General features: G+C 73.0%; 15 protein-coding genes. 1 reads left to right on the top strand and 14 read right to left on the bottom strand.

Annotation, left to right across the window (positions count from 1 at the left end):
- The first annotated feature begins 21 nt into the window (after positions 1 to 21).
- Entirely contained in the window at positions 22 to 1,365 is a 1,344-nt protein-coding gene (locus ABD875_RS18880) for an MFS transporter (protein WP_345181090.1), read from the top strand.
- Here ABD875_RS18880 and ABD875_RS18885 read toward each other — a convergent pair.
- The 14 genes from ABD875_RS18885 to ABD875_RS18950 all read right to left on the bottom strand — a co-directional run bounded on the left by ABD875_RS18885 (position 1,346) and on the right by ABD875_RS18950 (position 14,624).
- Entirely contained in the window at positions 1,346 to 2,026 is a 681-nt protein-coding gene (locus ABD875_RS18885) for an SRPBCC family protein (RefSeq protein ID WP_345181092.1), read from the bottom strand. The genes ABD875_RS18880 and ABD875_RS18885 overlap by 20 nt on opposite strands.
- Positions 2,026 to 2,880, bottom strand: coding sequence for an FAD binding domain-containing protein (locus ABD875_RS18890; RefSeq protein ID WP_345181094.1), 855 nt, complete (start codon positions 2,878 to 2,880; stop codon positions 2,026 to 2,028). Before ABD875_RS18890 ends, ABD875_RS18885 begins: the two co-directional genes overlap by 1 nt.
- Positions 2,877 to 5,306, bottom strand: a complete 2,430-nt coding sequence (locus ABD875_RS18895) for a xanthine dehydrogenase family protein molybdopterin-binding subunit (RefSeq protein ID WP_345181096.1) — start codon at positions 5,304 to 5,306, stop codon at positions 2,877 to 2,879. Before ABD875_RS18895 ends, ABD875_RS18890 begins: the two co-directional genes overlap by 4 nt.
- Positions 5,303 to 5,773: a (2Fe-2S)-binding protein gene (locus tag ABD875_RS18900; RefSeq protein ID WP_345181099.1), complete on the bottom strand. Its 471-nt coding sequence runs from the start codon at positions 5,771 to 5,773 to the stop codon at positions 5,303 to 5,305. The genes ABD875_RS18895 and ABD875_RS18900 overlap by 4 nt, the downstream gene beginning before the upstream one ends.
- A gap of 40 nt (positions 5,774 to 5,813) precedes the next feature.
- Positions 5,814 to 7,124, bottom strand: coding sequence for an FAD/NAD(P)-binding protein (locus ABD875_RS18905; RefSeq protein ID WP_345181101.1), 1,311 nt, complete (start codon positions 7,122 to 7,124; stop codon positions 5,814 to 5,816).
- Between the two features lie 31 nt (positions 7,125 to 7,155).
- Positions 7,156 to 8,385: a transcriptional regulator gene (locus ABD875_RS18910; RefSeq protein WP_345181103.1), complete on the bottom strand. Its 1,230-nt coding sequence runs from the start codon at positions 8,383 to 8,385 to the stop codon at positions 7,156 to 7,158.
- 34 nt (positions 8,386 to 8,419) lie between these two features.
- Complete coding sequence (locus ABD875_RS18915) at positions 8,420 to 9,253, bottom strand: alpha/beta hydrolase family protein (protein ID WP_345181105.1); 834 nt, start codon at positions 9,251 to 9,253, stop codon at positions 8,420 to 8,422.
- A 212-nt stretch (positions 9,254 to 9,465) separates the two neighbouring features.
- Positions 9,466 to 9,795, bottom strand: coding sequence for a cupin domain-containing protein (locus ABD875_RS18920; protein ID WP_345181107.1), 330 nt, complete (start codon positions 9,793 to 9,795; stop codon positions 9,466 to 9,468).
- Entirely contained in the window at positions 9,792 to 10,964 is a 1,173-nt protein-coding gene (locus ABD875_RS18925; protein ID WP_345181109.1) for an XdhC family protein, read from the bottom strand. Before ABD875_RS18925 ends, ABD875_RS18920 begins: the two co-directional genes overlap by 4 nt.
- Entirely contained in the window at positions 10,957 to 12,054 is a 1,098-nt protein-coding gene (locus ABD875_RS18930; protein WP_345181112.1) for a vWA domain-containing protein, read from the bottom strand. Before ABD875_RS18930 ends, ABD875_RS18925 begins: the two co-directional genes overlap by 8 nt.
- A complete protein-coding gene (locus ABD875_RS18935; RefSeq protein ID WP_345181114.1) occupies positions 12,051 to 12,923 on the bottom strand; it encodes an AAA family ATPase in 873 nt (290 codons plus the stop codon). The genes ABD875_RS18930 and ABD875_RS18935 overlap by 4 nt, the downstream gene beginning before the upstream one ends.
- A gap of 14 nt (positions 12,924 to 12,937) precedes the next feature.
- A complete protein-coding gene (locus tag ABD875_RS18940) occupies positions 12,938 to 13,480 on the bottom strand; it encodes a nucleotidyltransferase family protein (RefSeq protein ID WP_345181117.1) in 543 nt (180 codons plus the stop codon).
- Complete coding sequence (locus ABD875_RS18945) at positions 13,477 to 14,112, bottom strand: hypothetical protein (RefSeq protein WP_345181119.1); 636 nt, start codon at positions 14,110 to 14,112, stop codon at positions 13,477 to 13,479. Before ABD875_RS18945 ends, ABD875_RS18940 begins: the two co-directional genes overlap by 4 nt.
- A complete protein-coding gene (locus ABD875_RS18950; protein ID WP_345181121.1) occupies positions 14,109 to 14,624 on the bottom strand; it encodes an RNA polymerase sigma factor in 516 nt (171 codons plus the stop codon). The genes ABD875_RS18945 and ABD875_RS18950 overlap by 4 nt, the downstream gene beginning before the upstream one ends.
- Positions 14,625 to 14,707: the final 83 nt, after the last annotated feature.

Below are 14,707 nucleotides of genomic sequence, written 5' to 3' on the forward strand. Positions count from 1 at the left end.
GCGCTTGGGACACTGGTCCAGATGTCCTCGCAGCCCGCCGCCAAGCCCACCCTCCGCTCCTTCTGGCACGACCTCCCCCGCGAGGGGAAGCTGCTGCTCTCGGTCGTGGTGTTCGAGTTCATCGGCACCGGGCTGGTGCTGCCGTTCCACGTGGTCTACCTGCACGAGATGCGCGGCTTCGACCTGGGCGTGGTCGGCCTGATGCTCGGGTTGTCGCCGTTGATCGGGTTCCTGGTCACCGGCCCGGGCGGGTGGGCGATCGACCACTACGGCGCCCGCCGGATCCTGATGGCCGCGCTGGCACTGCAGGTCGTGGCGAACACGCTGCTGGCGTTCGCGGCGACCGAGGCGGCGGTGGCGGTCGCGCTGATGCTCGCGGGCGCGGCGTTCGGCGTCACCTGGCCGGGGTTCCAGTCGCTGATCGCGACCGTCGTGCCGGTCGAGCTCCGGCAGCGCTACTTCGGCGTGAACTTCACGCTGCTCAACCTCGGCATCGGGATCGGCGGCATCGTCGGCGGGATGTTCGTCGACGTGGAGCGGCTGGCGACGTTCCAGGCGATCTACCTCGCCGACGCCGTGAGCTACGTGCCGGCGCTCTTCCTGATGGCGGTCCCGCTGCGGCACGTCGCCGGCCGGGCCGTCCACGACCACGCGGACGGCCCGCCCGAGAAGGTCTCCTACCTCGCCGTCGCCCGCCGGCCCGCGGTGGCCAGCCTGATGCTGCTGAGCTTCGTGTCGTCGTACGTCGGCTACTCGCAGCTCAACGCCGGCATGCCGGCGTACGCCCGCGCCGTGGGCGAGGTCTCGACGCGCGGCCTCGGGCTGGCGTTCGCGGCGAACACCCTGGTGATCGTGGTGCTCCAGCTGTTCGTCCTCCAGCGGATCGAGGGCCGTCGCCGTACGCGCGTCATCGCGGTGATGGGTGTCGTGTGGGCCGGGTCGTGGCTGCTGCTCGGCTCGACCGGGCTGGTGTCCGGCACCATCGGCGCCACGCTGCTGGTCGCCGCGTGCGCGTCGGTCTTCGCGTTCGGCGAGACGCTGCTGCAGCCGACGATCCCGGCGCTGGTCAACGAGCTCGCGCCCGACCACCTGCGCGGGCGCTACAACGCGCTCAGCTCCGGCACGTTCCAGCTCGCCGCGATCATCGCCCCTCCGGTCGCCGGGCTGATGGTCGACCACGACCTGGGCGCGCTCTACATCGGCACGCTCGTCCTCGGCTGCCTGCTCTGCGGCGCGATCGCGGTCTTCCGGCTCGAGCCGCAGCTGACCCCGGAGGTCAACGGCGTGCGCCGTCGTACTCCCGAGCCCGGGCCGGGCGAGCTCCCGCCGGAGTCCGCCAAGACGATCAGCGCCGCGACCGACTGACCACCCACCACAGCAGCAGGAGGACCCCCAGCGCGCCGGCCGCCGGCTTCCAGTAGCTCCTCGCCAGCACCGGCAGCACCGTGGCGCCCAGGTCGAGCGAGTCGTCCGCGGGTGGGTCGGCCAGGTGCTTGGGCGTGCTCGGCTCGGATGGTCCCTCACGTTCTGGCTGCTCCGGCGGCGTTTCGGCCACCGAAACGTGAGGGACTGTCGGCTCGGCCTCACCGCCGAGACGCTGCTCGAGGCAGTCCACGAACTGGCCGAGGAGCTTGTCGGAGACGTCCTGCATGACCCCGCGGCCGAACTGGGCGGGCTTGCCGGTGATGGACAGGTCGGTGACCACCTCGACGTCGGTGCCGGTGCCGGCGGACGCCATGGTCAACGTGACCGTGGCGCCCGCCGTACCGTTCCCCCGCTTGTCCTTGCCCTTGGCGTCGACGACGAAGCGGTGCGCGGTGTCGTCCTTCTCCACGAACGTCCCGGACCCGTTGTAGACCAGGGCGATCGGGCCGAGCTTGACCTTCACCGATCCCGCGAAGGTGTCGCCCTCGACCGAGGTGACGGCAGCGCCCGGGAAGCACTCGGCGACCGACGCGATGTCGGCGAAGTGCGCCCAGGTCTGCTCGACCGGGGTGGGGACCGTGAAGCGGTGGGTGAGGTCCATCAGGATCCCGCGGCGGCCAGGACGGCGCGTCGGGTCAGGACGCCGACCACGTGCTTCTTGTACTCCGCGTCGCCGTTGAGGTCCGAGGGTGGGTTCGTGCCCTCGGCGGCGCGCTCGGCGGCGGCGCGTACGCCGTCCTCGGTCGCGGGCTGGCCCGCCAGCGCCTCCTCGACACCCCGCGCCCGCAGCGCCGTCGAGCCCATGTTGGCGAACCCGACCCGGGCCTCGGCGATCGTGCCGCCGTCCATGCGGACGGTCGCCGCGACCGAGACGATCGGCCACTGGTGCGCGACCCGCACCATCTTCTCGTAGTGCGCTCCCCAGCCGGTGTGCTTGGGGATCCGCACCTCGGTGAGGATCTCGTCGTCGCCGATCGCGGTCTCGAAGAGGTCGACGAAGAAGTCGTCGGCCGCGACCGTGCGGGTGCCGCCCGACCCGGCGATCACGAACTCCGCGCCCAGGCAGAGCACCGGGGCGCCGAGGTCGCCCGCGGGGTCGGCGTGCGCGAGCGCTCCGCCGAACGTGCCGCGGTGCCGGATCTGCGCGTCGGCGAGGTGCCCGACCGCCTCGCTGATCAGCGTCGCGTGCTCCCTGACCAACGGGTCGGAGCCGACGACCGAGTGCGGGGTCATCGCGCCGATGACGATCGCGTCGCCGTCGTCGCGGATCCCGCGCAGGGACTCGATCTTCCTGAGGTCGATGATCCACTCCGGCGCGTTGAGCCGCATCCGGAGAACCGGGAGCAGGCTCTGCCCGCCGGCGATGATCTTGGCGTCGTCGCCGTACTGCGCCAGCGCGGCCAGCGCCTCCTCGACCGAGGTCGGTGCCACGTAGTCGAACGCTGCGGGGATCATGAGCCCTCACCTTCGTCGAAGTGCGGCATCGCCGCTTCTGTCGTGGCGCCGCCCTTGCCGCCGGTCTGGATCGCCCGCCACACCCGCTCCGGCGTGCACGGCATCTGGATGTCGTTGACCCCGAACTGGCGTACGGCGTCCACGACCGCGTTGACGACCGCGGGCGTGGAGGCGATGGTGCCGGCCTCGCCGACGCCCTTGGTGCCGAGCGAGTTCGTGGTGCTGGGCGACGTCGTGTGGTCGATGTCGAACGTGATCGTGTCGGCCGCGGTCGGCAGCAGGTAGTCGACGAACGAACCGGACACCAACGTGCCGGAGTCGTCGTACACCGCCTCCTCCCACAGCGCTTGGGCGATGCCCTGCACCAGCCCGCCGTGCACCTGCCCGGCGACGATCAGCGGGTTGATGATGGTGCCGATGTCGTCCACGCAGACGTACTTGCGCATGTTGAGTGCACCGGTCTCGGTGTCGACCTCCATCGCGCACAGGTGGGTGCCGTGCGGGAACGAGAAGCTCGTCGGATCGAACGCCGCGTCCGAGTCCAGCGTCGGCTCGACGCCGTCGGGCAGGTTGTGGGCCGTGAACACCGCGGTCGCGATCTCCGCGATGCCCAACCCCTGGTCGGTGCCGCGCACCGAGAACCGCCCCGCCGAGAACTCGAGGTCGTCGACCGACGCCTCCAGCAGGTGCGCCGCGATCGGCTTGGCCTTCTCGACGACCTTGTCGGCGGCGCGGACGATCGCCTCACCCCCGACGACCAGCGACCGCGAGCCGTAGGTGTCGAGACCGCGCGGCGCGACCTGGGTGTCGCCGTGCAGCACCTCGACGTCCTCGAACGGCACGCCCAGCCGATCGGCGACGATCTGGCTGAACGCCGTCTCGTGGCCCTGGCCGTGCGCGGACGCGCCGGTCACCACCTCGACCTTGCCCAGCGGCGTCATCCGGACGGCGGCGTGCTCCCAGCCGCCCGCGCCGTAGTCGAGCGACCCGAGCACGCGGCTCGGCGCCAGGCCGCACATCTCGGTGAACGTCGAGATGCCGATGCCGAGCTGCACCGGGTCGCCGGCCTCGCGGCGCTGCTGCTGCTCGGCGCGCAGCGCGTCGTACCCGAACATCTCCTTGGCCTTCTCGGTCGCGGCCTCGTAGTTGCCCGAGTCGTACTCCAGCCCGCAGACCGTGGTGAACGGGAACTCCTCGTGCTTGATCCAGTTCTTCTCCCGGATCACCAGCGGGTCGACCCCGACCTCGACGGCGAGCTCGTCCATGATCCGCTCGATCGCGTACGTCGCCTCCGGCCGGCCGGCGCCACGGTAGGCGTCGGTCCAGGTCTTGTTGGTCAGCACCGTCTGCACCGCGAAGTGGTACGCCGGGAACTTGTAGATCGAGTTGAACATGAAGGCGCCGAGGACCGGCACGCCGCCGCCGACGATCGCGACGTACGCGCCGAGGTCGGCGAGCAGCTCGACCTTGAAGCCGGTGACGGTGCCGTCCTTCTCAGCCGCCAGCGTGAGCTTCTGCCACTGGTCACGGCCGTGGTGGCCGCTGACCAGCGACTCGGAGCGGGTCTCGGTGTACTTCACCGGCTTGCCGATCCGTCGGCCGACCGCCCAGGCGATCCACTCCTCCGGCGTCACCTGGAGCTTGCCGCCGAAGCCGCCACCGACGTCGGGCGCGATCACCCGGATCTTCGACTCCGGGACGCCGGTCGTCGCCGCGAGCGCGAACCGCACGATGTGCGGGATCTGGGTGGCGGAGTACATGACGTACTGCTCGCCGGTCGGATCGACCACGACCGAGCGCGGCTCCATGAACGCGGGGATCAGCCGCTGCTGGCGGTACTCCCGCTCGATCACGATGCCGTCGGTGCGGGCCTTCGCGATCGCGTCCTCCACGTTGCCGCCGGTGCCGGCCTCGGCGGAGTCGAACACCCAGTACGCCGACTTGTTCGTGCCGAGGTCGGGGTGGGCGATGACCTCGTCGGCTGCGGCCTTCTTGAGGTCGAGCGCGGCCGGCAGCTCGTCGTACTCGACATCGACGAGCTCGGCCGCGTCGCGCGCCTCGGCGGCGCTGCGGGCCACCACGACGGCGACGATCTCGCCGGCGAACGCGACCCGGTCGCTGGGCATCGGCGAGTGCCCGGGCGTGACCTGGTCGGGCGTGATCGGCCAGGCGTTGATGCAGACGCCGAGCTCCTCGCCGAAGTCCGCGCCGGTGAGCACGGTGACGACGTTCGGCGCGGCCTTGGCGGCGCTGGTGTCGATCGAGGTGATGGTCGCGTGGGCGAAGGGGCTGCGCACCATCGCGAGGTGCAGCATGCCGGGGAGCACGATGTTGTCGGTCCACCGGGTGCGCCCGGTGATCAGGCGCTGGTCCTCCTTCCGGCGCCGGTCCCGGCCGATCTCGTTCTCGACCTCGGTGGCGGTCACGACGGCGCCCCCTGCCCTGCTGCGTGCTGCACCGCGCGCACGATGTTGTGGTAGCCCGTGCACCGGCAGAGGTTGCCCTCGAGGCCCTCGCGGATCTCGGCCTCGGACGGGTTCGGGTTGGTGTTCAGCAGGTCGATGCTCTGCATGATCATCCCGGGCGTGCAGTAGCCGCACTGGAGGCCGTGGCACTCGCGGAACGCCTCCTGCACGGGATGCAGCTGGCCGTCCTGCGCCAGGCCCTCGACGGTGGTGACCTCACTTCCGTCGGCCTGCACCGCGAGGACGTTGCACGACTTCACGCTCGTGCCGTTGAGGTGGACCGTGCACGCGCCGCAGTTGCTGGTGTCGCAACCGATGACGGTGCCGGTCTTGCCGAGGCGCTCCCGCAGGTACTGCACCAGCAGCAGGCGGGGTTCGACGTCGTCGGAGACCTGGGCTCCGTCGACGGTGAGGGTGATCCGGGTCATGCACCCGCACGCTAGGAGCGCGGGGTTGGTACGCGGTTGGTCACACGTTGGCCCGCAGCACCAGCCGCGCGACCTCGGCCGCCTGGGTGCGGATCTCCGGGATCGCCGTGGACTCCCAGAGCACGCCCTTGCGCGGCGGGCCGACGGCGTACAGGCCCGGCACGACCACGCCGTCCGCGCCGATGACCTCGCCCTCGGGCGTCGCGTCGAGACCGAGGCGGAGCGGGTCCGGCGCGACCAGGCCGCGCGTCTGGAGGGCCTGCAGCAGCGGGTCCGTGGAGCGGCTGATGTCGGTGAGCGGGCCGGTGCAGTTGACGACGGCGTCGGCGGTGTCGACGTCCGCGGCGGCGAGCCCGCCGTCGAGCACCGTCAGCCGGCCGTCCCGGCGGTACGCGCGGATCCGGTCGGCGACCTCGGGTGCCATCCGGTGCCGGCGTACCTCCCAGTCGCGGGCGTACGTCGACAGGAACCGCTGCCGCTCGGCGTGGTCGAGCCGCTGCCAGACCGACTGGGTCTGCGGCCGCAGCCCGTCGACCACGTTGCGCCAGTCGACGCCGTGCGCGCGGGCCGCGTCGATCTGACGGCGCACGAGCACCGCCAGCGCGTCGGCGGTCAGCGGCCCGTCGGGCACGTCGGTGACCCACGCGGTGGACTGCTGCTCGATGTGCGCGAACGGCAGCAGGCCGTGGCGGCTGACCATCACCGCGCGCCGGCCCGGCTCGTCCTCGAGCAGCGTGATCACCGTGTCGATGGCGGTGAGGCCGGTGCCGACCAGCACCACGGTCGCGTCGCCCGGGAGCGCGCGGATCGCGGCGAGGTCCCACGGGTTGGCGAGGTAGCCCGGGTGGCCGGCCAGCTCGCCGAGCTCCTGCGGGGTCTGGTTGCCGTAGGCGAGCACGACGGTCCCGGCGGTGGTGACCCGGTCGCGGGTGCGCACCTCGAAGCCACCGGCGACCGGCACGACGTCGTCGACGCGGCCGGCGCTGATCGAGAGCCGGTGGTCGGCGACGTCGGCGAGGGTGTCCTGGAGGTAGTGCGCGTACTCCATCCGGGGCAGGAACCCGAGCGGGTCGGGGTCGCGCCCGGCGCGGACGGTCCAGTCGAGCAGGTCGGACGGGACGTCGGCGTACGCGCTCATGTGCCGCGCACGCACGTTGAGCAGGTGCCGCGGGTCGGAGGTGCCGTAGGCGATGCCGCGCCCGAGGACGCCGGTCGCCTCGTGCACGGTGACGCTCAGCGCCTCGTCGGGCCGGGCGAGCAGCTGGAACGCGGTGAGCACGCCGCTGGCGCCGCCGCCGACGATCGCGATCGAGTCGCGGCGGGCGGTGGGGACCTGGTCGACGAGCTTCATGCGGTAAGTCTAGAGAACAAGTTGGATTAACTCACTGCCGGGCCGCGGCGAGCCGCCCCTTCAGCAGCGGCACGGCGGGGTGCGGGGTGCCCGCGAGCCGCGCCAGGCAGACCTCGACGACCTCGGTGTCGTACGGCGCCCGCTCGACGTAGCGCACCACGGCGTCGGGCTGCGGGTCGGCCAGCAGGGCCTCGCGGACCGCGACCGCGACGTACTCCGCCAGCTCGGTGAGCGCCGGCGAGTTGGTGCCCGGCAGCAGGTCACCGCCGTACGCGTCGACCGCCGCGGCGACCCGGCCGCTGCGGAGCAGGTCGAGGACCAGGTCGACGTCGGTGGCGACCGGCATCATCAGCCGGTAGGGGCGCGAGCTGAGCTGGCCACCGAGCGCCGAACGCAGGTGGGAGACCTCGGCCTTGAGGGTGGACAGCGTGACCGCCTGGTCGCCGTACACCAGCGCGTGCAGGTGCTCCAGCGAGAGGCCCTCGGGGTGCATCGCGAGCAGCGCGAGCACCTCGGTCTGACGGCGGTTGAGCAACAGCCGCTGGCCGTCCAGCCAGGTCTCGGCGGTGCCGAGCAGGCGCATCGACAGCCCGGGCTCGGCGCCCTCGTCGAGCAGGCCCGCGCCGTGGTGGCCGCTGGGCATCGCGGCCTCGATGAGCCGCGCCATCACCCGCGCCGTCGCCAGCCCGATCGGGTGGGTGCGGTCCCACGTCGTCGACAGGTCGATCACGCCGAGCTGGGCGCCCGTGACCGGGTCGTGCACGGGGGCGGCCCAGCAGACCCAGTTGTGCACGATCGGCGCGTAGTGCTCCGCGCTGAACACCATCGCGGGCGCGTCCAGCCGGGTGGCGAGGTCGAGCGCGTTGGTGCCCACGCTCTGGTCGTCCCAGCGGCCGCCGGCCACGAAGTTCACGGTCTCGGCCTTGCGGCGCATCACCCGGCCGCCGTACGTCCAGAGGATCCGGGTCTGCGGGTCGGTCACCGCGACGACGAGGTCGCCGTCCTCGGCGGTACGGCGCAGCTCCGCCTCGACCCGCTCGACGGCGGTCTGCAGCGGGGAGCCGCGCCAGAACGCCGCGGTCTCCGACTCGTCGGCGAGCGGGGCCTCGCGGACGTCGGTCGAGATCGCGGCCTCCGAGCGGGTCCAGCTGTGCAGGATCTCGGGGCGGACCAGCGGCTCGGCCTCGTCTCCGTGCTCGACGAAGGTGCTCCAGGCGCGCACGGCGTCCATCCTGCGGGTCTGCAGCTCGCTGCGCGCCATGGCGTCGAAGGTAGCACCGGGTGCGTGACGCGGGTCACACTCCCAGCTCGGCGCGGAGAAACTTCACGGTCCGCACGATCGAGTCCTGCCAGCGCGCGTAGAACGTGTGGTCCTCGCCGGCGTACTCGACCAGGGTGCTGTCGACGTCGGCCCTCTCGAGGAGCCGCTGGGTGGTGCGCGACCAGACCGGTGGGCAGGTGCCGTCGACCTCGCCGTGGTGGATCAGCACCGGCTCGGTGATCCGGTCGAAGTAGGTGCGCGAGGAGAGCTGCCGGTAGACGGGCTGCGGAGGTCGGCCGAACCGGTCGTACAGCGCCGTGACCGCCTCGGGACGGTTCGGCTCGGTGAAGTGCCGCAGGTTGTCGAGGTAGCGCGAGCTGACGCTGGCGTAGATCACCGCCGCGTCGACCAGGCCGGGCGCCGCGACCAGCGCGTTGAGGGTGACCCCGCCGCCCATCGAGCGCCCGACCATCGCGGTCTTGTCGTCGTCGACGTACGGCAGCTTCTCCAGCGCGAGGACGGCGTTGATGCTGTCCTGGGCGTAGGCCAGCCGCAGCTCGCGCTCGAGGTCGGTGGCCGGGTCCCCGGCGGCGTGCCCGCGGTAGTCGGTGTGCAGCACCACGAACCCGGCGCGCGCCAGCCAGTCCTGCTCGCGCGCCATGCCCTGCCCGGTCACGTAGATCGACGGCTCGATGTAGCCGTGGTTGAGCACGACCGCCGGGAACGGCCCGCGGCCCTTCGGGCGCAGCAGCACCCCGGAGACCAGCGTGCCGTTGCTGCGGTAGGTGACGGCGTAGCGCGTGTAGGCGTCGGTGGCGTACTCCGTGCGCAGGATCCGCAGGCCGCGGCCGTCGAAGTCGGTGCGCATCAGGTTCGGCAGCGAGGGAGTGTCGGTGCGCGGTGGCAGCGTCGGCTCTTGCTCGGTGGGGGTGGGGGGCTGGGTGGGGCCCGAAGAGGGCTCCGACGGTGCCTGTGTCGGACTCGCCGAGGGCGCGGGCTCGGCCGTCGGCTCGCCCTCGGACGACGTACACCCGGACAGCAGCAGCGTCAGCGCGACCGCCACCCCGAGGCACCGCATCGTCAGTCGGCCAGCCGGTTCGCGACGGTGAGCAGGACGGCGGCGTCCTCGAGCGCCTCCAGGTCGTGGCGCTGCGGCGGGATCAGCAGGAAGTCGCCGGCGCCGCCCTCCCACGTGTCGTCGCCGGCGTGCAGCCGCACCCGGCCGCGCAGCACCTGGAGCGTGGCCTCACCGGGGCTCTCGTGCTCGCCGAGCGACCGGCCGGCGGCCAGCGCGATCAGGGTCTGGCGCAGGTGGTGCTCGCGGCCGCCGTGCACGGTGATCGCGCTGCGCCCGCTCGTGTGCTCGCGCGCGGTCGCGAGGTGGTCGTCGACGAGGTTCGAGAGGTTCATGTCAGGTCCTTGTGGATGCGTCCGGGAAGGGTGCCGAGCCGTTCGCCGGTGCCGCCCCAGCGGCCGGCGATGATCTCGGCGGCGATGCTGATCGCGGTCTCCTCCGGCGTACGGGCACCGAGGTCGAGACCGATCGGGCTGGAGAGCCGCTCGATCTCCTTGTCGTCGACGCCGGCCTCGCGCAGCCGCGCCAGCCGGTCGTCGTGCGTGCGGCGCGAGCCCATCGCGCCGACGTACGCCACCTCGGGCAGCCGGAGCGCGACCTCGAGCAGGGGTACGTCGAACTTGGGGTCGTGGGTCAGCACCGTGATCACGGTCCGCCCGTCCACGCGGCCGGCCTCGGCCTCGGCGGCGAGGTAGCGGTGCGGCCAGTCCACGACGACCTCGTCGGCCTCGGGGAACCGGCTGGTGGTCGCGAACACCGGCCGGGCGTCGCACACGGTCACGTGGTAGCCGAGGAAGCTGCCGACCCGCGCCACCGCGGCCGCGAAGTCGATCGCGCCGAACACCAGCATCCGCGGCTTGGGCGCGAACGCCCACACGAACACCCGCATCCCCTCGCCGCGCCGCTCGCCGTCGGGCCCATAGGTCAGCGTCGCGTTGGACCCGGACGCCAGCAGCCCGAGCGCGTCGTCGTGGACGGCGTCGTCGGCGCGCGCAGAGCCGATAGTCCCTAACGTTTTGGTTGCCGACACGCCGGTCGACGCCGCCGAAACGTGAGGGACTATCGGCTCGGGACGGACGACGAGGCGGCGCCCGAGCCAGGACGGGTCCGGGTGCTCGATCACCGTGGCCAGCGCGACGGGCCGGCCGGCCTCGATGTCGTCGGCGATCTCGCCGAGCTCGGGGAACGTCTCGCGGTCCACCTTCTCGACGTACACGTCGAGGATCCCGCCGCAGGTCAGCCCGACGGCGAACGCGTCGTCGTCGGAGACGCCGTACCGCTCCAGCACGGGTACGCCGCTCTCGACCACCGACTCCGCCAGGTCGTAGACCGCGCCCTCGACGCAGCCGCCCGACACCGAGCCGACGGCCGTGCCGCCCGGGCCGACCAGCATCGAGGCGCCCGCCGGGCGCGGCGCGGACTGGAACGTCGCGACCACGGTGCCGACGCCGACGGTCTCGCCGGCGCGCCACCACTGCATCAGCTCGGGCAGCACGTCACGCACGGGCGATCACCTCCGACAGCTCAGCGAACGTCGCGAGCGAGTGCCCGGCGACGAAGTCGTCGCAGTGCGGCAGCGCCGCCAGGACGCCCTGCTGCACCGGCTCGTACCCGCTCTTGCCGCGGTGCGGGTTGACCCAGACGACACGGTGCGCGATCCGCTGCAGCCGCGCCATCTGCTCGCCGAGCAGCACCGGGTCGCCGCGCTCCCAGCCATCGCTGAACACCACGACGACCGCGCCCCGGGCCAGCCCGCGCTGGCCCCAGCGGTCGAGGAAGAACCGCAGCGTCTCGCCGAGCCGGGTGCCGCCCGACCAGTCCGGCACGGTCTCGCCGGCCGCGATCAGCGCCCTCTCGGGGTCGCGCAGCCGCAGCGCACGCGTCACGTGAGTCACGCGGGTGCCGACCGTGAACGTCTCGACCCCCGCGTAGGCCTGGGTGAACCGGTGCGCGAGCCGCAGCAGCGCGTCGGCGTACCCGCTCATCGAGCCGGACACGTCCACCAGCAGCACGACCCGGCGCGGGCGTGTCCCACGGCGGCGCCACGCGATCTCGGCCGGCTCGCCCATCCGGCGCAGCGACGAGCGCAGCGTGCGGGTCGCGTCGACCTGGCCGCGGCGCCAGCGCTGGTGCCGGGCGGTACGCCGCAGCGGTGGTCGTGGCCGCAGCGTCGCGAACATCGCCGCGAGCCGGTGCCGCTCCCCCGCGGTCATCGACGCGACGTCGCGGTGCCGGAGCACCTCGGCCGCGCTGGCCATCGCGCGGACGACCTCGGCGTCGCTGCCGTCGCCCGCGCCGTCCTCGTCGGTCGCCGGCAGGCTGGAGACCACCGGGGCCGTCGCCTGCGCCGGCCGGGCGCGTGGCAGCCCGTCGCGCTCGTTGAAGTACGCCTGGAACACCTGGTCGTAGCGGGCCAGGTCGTCCGGACCGGCGCAGAGGGTCGCCCGGCCGGCGAGGTACGTCGCGCGCGGGTCGTCGGCGCCGAGCTCGGCCACGGCCGCGACGTACCCCTGCGCCCGGTCCTGCGTGACCGGGACACCGGCCGCGCGGAGTGCGCGGGCGAAGCCGAGCAGGAGCTCGTCCGGGTCCCTCATGGCCGCAGCATCTGGTCCAGGGCGTGCCGGACCCGCTCGGAGTCCTCGCGGTACTTCACGAGCGCGCCGAGCGTGGCCGCCGCGGCCTCGAGGTCGATCTCGGTCGTGCCGAGGTGGTGCAGCGACCGCGCCCAGTCGAGGGTCTCCGCGACCCCGGGCGGCTTCTGCAGGTCGTCGCGGGCGCGCAGCTGCTGCACGAGCTCGACCACCTGGCGGCGCAGGGTCTCGGCGACCTCGGGCGCGCGGGAGCGCAGGATCTCGACCTCGCGCTCCGGGCCCGGGTGGTCGATCCAGTGGTAGAGGCAGCGGCGCTTCAACGCGTCGTGCAGCTCGCGGGTGCGGTTCGACGTGAGCACCACGATCGGCGGCGTCGCCGCGCGCACCGTGCCGAGCTCGGGGATCGTCACCTGGTACGTCGACAGCACCTCGAGCAGGAACGCCTCGAACTCGTCGTCGGCCCGGTCGACCTCGTCGACCAGCAGCACCGCGGGGCTGTCCTGCAGCGCGCGCAGCACCGGGCGGGCGAGCAGGAACCGGGCGTCGTACAGGCTCTTCTCGGCCTCCTCCACGTCGGTGCCCCCGGCGGCCTCGAGCGCGCGCAGGTGCAGGATCTGCCGGGGGAAGTCCCAGTCGTAGAGCGCCTGCGTGGCGTCGATGCCCTCGTAGCACTGCAGTCGCACCAGCGGCAGGTCGAGGCTCTGCGCGAGCGCCTCGGCGAGCGCGGTCTTGCCGGTGCCCGGCTCACCCTCGAGCAGCAGCGGGCGCTGCATCCGCAGCGCGAGGAACGCGACGGTCGCCAGCGCGTCGTCGGCGAGGTAGCCGGTCTCGTCGAGGCGGGCGGCCACGGCGGCGGGTGACGCGAGCTCCATGGAGCCCAGGCTACTCAGGGGGTGTCGGCGTCCCGCCCGGTCGCGAGGTCGACGCACTCGACGAGCTCGACGTCGCGGGCGGCGAGGTAGGCCCGGGCCCCCTCGTCGCCGGTGCTCTCAGCGGCGACCGCGGCCCAGTGCTCGCGGCCGAGGACGACCGGGTGGCCGGGCTTCCCGGCGTACGTCGCGCGCCGCAACGTGCTCGCGACCGGCGGTGGGTCGAGCAGCCGGCGCACGACGTCGGCGCCGACGTCCGGGAGGTCGACCAGCATCAGCAGCACGGCGTCGGCGTCGGAGGTCTCCGCGGCCGCGAGCCCGGCGCGCAGCGAGGCGGACATGCCCTCCTTCCAATCGGCGGCGACCACGGCGCTCGCGCCGGTGCCCTCGAGCAGCGGGAGCGCGTCCTCGGCGCCCGCGCCGAGGACGACCGTCACGGGAGCGCAGCCACCGTCGGTCAGCACCTGCACGCCGCGGGCCAGCCACCCGGGCACCAGCGCCTTCGGCATGCCCATCCGCGAGCCCGCGCCCGCGGCCAGCAGCAGTCCGTCGACCGTCACCCCGCGAACGCCTGGGCGTACATCGACGCGAGGTCGTCGGAGTACGCCGCGCTGAAGCCGCACAGCGTGACCCGGCCGTCGGTCGCGGACACCAGGTAGCGCCCGCCCTGCTCGAAGCTCACCGCGCTCAGCAGCTGCTGCATCTCCGCGGACGGCGCCTGCACCTCGACCAGGTCGGTCGGGTCACCGGCGTACCACGTGGTCGGCGTCAGCGTGACGAGGGTGCCGTCGATGCTGGTCACCGTCGCGTCGAACGCCACGGTCTGCTCGGCCAGCACCTCGGGGTTGGGCACCATGCACTTGGCGGCGTACGCCGCAGCGTCGGGCGCGGACAGCTCGGTGACCGTGGGGTCGCTCGCGGCCGGGGTGTCGATCGCGGTCGGTGTCGCCGAGTCGTCGTTGAGGTTCATGACCGCGAAGATCCCGGCCCCGGCGATGATCACGGCCGCCGCTGCGGCGACCAGCCAGGTGAGCGGGCTCCGGTCGTGCGTGCCGGTCTCACGGTTCTCGGTGGTGAGCTCCGTGCTCATGACGTCCTCCAGGAGTCGGGCCGCCCGGTCGGGGTCGGCCGGCGGCAGGGAGGAAGCCGGGTCGGACGCCTGCAGCCGGTGCAGCAGCTCGTCGTCGTTCATGACCTTCTCCCCTCTCTCGACTCCTCATGTCCGGCTCGGGCCGCACTCTTTCGCAGCAGGTCGGACAATTTCTTCTTCGCGCGGGTGAGCCGGGTGCTCGCGGCGTTCGGCGAGATGCCGAGGACCACCGCGATCTCGGCCGGCGTCAGCTGCTCCCACGCCCACAGCCGCACCAGCTCGGCCTCCTCGGGGCGCAGCGCGGCCAGCGCCTCGTGCAGCGCCTGGTCGTCGGGCGGGCCGGGATCGTCCGGCTGCGCCATCAGCCGGGCGGCCACCCGGTCCTGTCGGCGCGCGGCGCGCTCGGCGTTGTGGAGGCAGTTGCGCGCCACGGCGTACACCCACGGCAGCGGCAGGTCGGGCACCTCCTCGACCCGGCGCCAGCACACCAGCAGGGTCTCGGCGAGCACGTCCTCGGCGGTCTCGGGGTCGGTGCGGCGCGCGAGGAAGCGGCGTACCGGCTCCATCAGGCCCGGGGCGATCTCCTCGAAGCGCTCGCGTCGCGACTCGTCCATGCCCACGCCCGTAACCCTGCCACGCCCGCTCTCATGCGTCCGCGCCCGCCCGCCGCCACGTTCAGTCGGGGCGAGACGGGGTG

The sequence above is a fragment of the Nocardioides caricicola genome (assembly GCF_039541135.1).
In the GTDB taxonomy this organism is placed as follows: domain Bacteria; phylum Actinomycetota; class Actinomycetes; order Propionibacteriales; family Nocardioidaceae; genus Nocardioides; species Nocardioides caricicola.

Coding starts and splice junctions, on each gene's coding strand:
- ABD875_RS18880 (WP_345181090.1), top strand. CDS start 22: ATGTCCTCGCAGCCCGCCGCCAAGCCCACCCTCCGCTCCTTCTGGCAC.
- ABD875_RS18885 (WP_345181092.1), bottom strand. CDS start 2,026: ATGGACCTCACCCACCGCTTCACGGTCCCCACCCCGGTCGAGCAGACC.
- ABD875_RS18890 (WP_345181094.1), bottom strand. CDS start 2,880: ATGATCCCCGCAGCGTTCGACTACGTGGCACCGACCTCGGTCGAGGAG.
- ABD875_RS18900 (WP_345181099.1), bottom strand. CDS start 5,773: ATGACCCGGATCACCCTCACCGTCGACGGAGCCCAGGTCTCCGACGAC.
- ABD875_RS18905 (WP_345181101.1), bottom strand. CDS start 7,124: ATGAAGCTCGTCGACCAGGTCCCCACCGCCCGCCGCGACTCGATCGCG.
- ABD875_RS18910 (WP_345181103.1), bottom strand. CDS start 8,385: ATGGCGCGCAGCGAGCTGCAGACCCGCAGGATGGACGCCGTGCGCGCC.
- ABD875_RS18915 (WP_345181105.1), bottom strand. CDS start 9,253: ATGCGCACCGACTTCGACGGCCGCGGCCTGCGGATCCTGCGCACGGAG.
- ABD875_RS18920 (WP_345181107.1), bottom strand. CDS start 9,795: ATGAACCTCTCGAACCTCGTCGACGACCACCTCGCGACCGCGCGCGAG.
- ABD875_RS18930 (WP_345181112.1), bottom strand. CDS start 12,054: ATGAGGGACCCGGACGAGCTCCTGCTCGGCTTCGCCCGCGCACTCCGC.
- ABD875_RS18935 (WP_345181114.1), bottom strand. CDS start 12,923: ATGGAGCTCGCGTCACCCGCCGCCGTGGCCGCCCGCCTCGACGAGACC.
- ABD875_RS18945 (WP_345181119.1), bottom strand. CDS start 14,112: ATGAACGACGACGAGCTGCTGCACCGGCTGCAGGCGTCCGACCCGGCT.
- ABD875_RS18950 (WP_345181121.1), bottom strand. CDS start 14,624: ATGGACGAGTCGCGACGCGAGCGCTTCGAGGAGATCGCCCCGGGCCTG.